The organism is Mycobacterium sp. 1165178.9, assembly GCF_001673555.1.
GTDB lineage: Bacteria > Actinomycetota > Actinomycetes > Mycobacteriales > Mycobacteriaceae > Mycobacterium.
This window is the reverse complement of the sequence record NZ_LZMB01000301.1, coordinates 1-1,669: the sequence shown is the minus strand read 5'-3', so window position 1 is coordinate 1,669 and position 1,669 is coordinate 1. Positions and strand designations below refer to the sequence as shown.

Below are 1,669 nucleotides of genomic sequence, written 5' to 3'. Positions count from 1 at the left end.
TCCGCCCTCCTCATGCTGGGTCCGGACGAACTCGTCCAGGGATGCGTCCGAGACCGCTGCCGCCAGGGCGCCGCGGGCCCCGACCGTCATCAAGACCTGCGCTACGAGGTTGGCGCTGACAGGTTCTGAGCGGTCGAAGTGTCGCTCGCCGAAGGCGAAATACGCCGCGATCCATCCCGCGGCGCCGTGGTCGCGCGCTATGGCGGCCATCAGCCGGCCGATCTGCTGCGAATCACGCATATGGGCCTGCTGCCCGGGTGGCAGTTCCCGTCCCTCATTGAGAACCGCCAGGCTCATCAGGTGCCAGTCGATCGCCAATCCCGTCTTCTCGGCGACCCCGCGCAGCCAGCGGGCGGTGTTCCATGAGAACGGACACACCGGATCCAGCCACAGCGTCAGCATCGGTTCGGTCCGGTCACTTTGTGTGGGGGACATTGATCTCTTCCCTTCCTCGCAGCCCGGACCATCAAGCCAGGCTCAGGAACAGTTTCTCTAGGTCATCGATGGATACGGCCGACTGATCGTCTGGCCGCGTGATGCAGTCACGCAGGCCGGAAGCGATGATCTTGAAGCCCGCGCGATCCAGGGCCTTCGAAACCGCCGCCAACTGGGTGACGACGTCCTTGCAGCTGCGACCCTGTTCGATCATCGAGATGACGCCCCCGAGCTGCCCGTGCGCGCGCCGCAACCGGGCGAGGACGGCATCGATATCGCCGGGGTCATGCCTGACGCCTGCCTTCAGTGACCCGCTGCCGTTGCCTGCGATTGCCATGCTTACTTTATACCTTACCCCGTAGGGTATACGAGTAGCCGCGCATTGGCGCGCCGGCTACGACCGACCCGCGGGCGGAAGATGGGTCTGTGAGGCTGCTGCTGATTGCCGATACCCACATCCCCAAAAGGGCGCGCGACCTGCCCGCGTCCGTGTGGAACGAGGTGGCCGAGGCCGACGTGGTCGTCCACGCCGGCGACTGGATAGCGCCAGAGTTCCTCGACGAGCTCGACGCCCGGGCGGCCCGGCTGGTGGGTTGCTGGGGAAACAACGACGGCCCAGCGTTGCGGGCGCGGCTGCCCGAACGTGCGGACGTGAGGCTGGCGGGCGTGCGGTTCACCGTCGTGCACGAGACCGGCGCCGCGAGCGGACGGGACGCCCGCATGTCACGTCTCTACCCCGACAGTCAGGTGCTGGTCTTCGGGCACAGCCACGTCCCCTGGGACAGCACTACCGAGACCGGATTGCGCCTGCTCAATCCCGGGTCGCCGACGGACCGCCGCCGGCAACCGTCCTGTACCTACATGACCGCCCGCGTCGATCGTGGCGAGCTGATCGACGTCGTCCTGCATCGCCTTCCCAGGTAGCGGGTACATAACCCACACATAGCTTCCACACATAGATAGCTCGGTTACAGAGGTATTATGGGTGCATATGAAATCGCGCACTGACGTGGCAGGCGAGCTGTTTGGTGTGGTCGGCAGGTTCCGCCGTCAACTGCGCAGGTCGGGCGGCCGCGGGTTCGACTCGTCGCGGTTGTCCGAGTCTCAATCGGAGCTGCTGTGGCTGGTCGGCCGTCGTCCCGGGATTTCGGTCAGCACCGCGGCCGCCGAGCTCGGGCTGGTGCCCAACACCGCCTCGACCCTGGTCACCAAGCTGGTGTCCGGCGGACTGTTG

Annotated in this window: 3 protein-coding genes and 1 pseudogene; 2 read left to right on the top strand and 2 right to left on the bottom strand. The window is 66.1% G+C overall.

From position 1 onward, the window contains the following. On the bottom strand, positions 1-435 hold a 435-nt coding region (locus tag A5652_RS13230), incomplete at its 3' end, for a hypothetical protein (protein WP_067351639.1). A 31-nt stretch (positions 436-466) separates the two neighbouring features. Next, complete coding sequence (locus A5652_RS13225; protein ID WP_067351637.1) at positions 467-772, bottom strand: metal-sensitive transcriptional regulator; 306 nt, start codon at positions 770-772, stop codon at positions 467-469. 89 nt (positions 773-861) lie between these two features. Here A5652_RS13225 and A5652_RS13220 point away from each other — a divergent pair, with 89 nt between their 5' ends. Both A5652_RS13220 and A5652_RS13215 read left to right on the top strand, forming a co-directional pair. Next, entirely contained in the window at positions 862-1,359 is a 498-nt protein-coding gene (locus A5652_RS13220; RefSeq protein WP_067351634.1) for a metallophosphoesterase, read from the top strand. A gap of 67 nt (positions 1,360-1,426) precedes the next feature. Further along, positions 1,427-1,669, top strand: a pseudogene (locus A5652_RS13215) (MarR family transcriptional regulator); the annotation flags it as partial.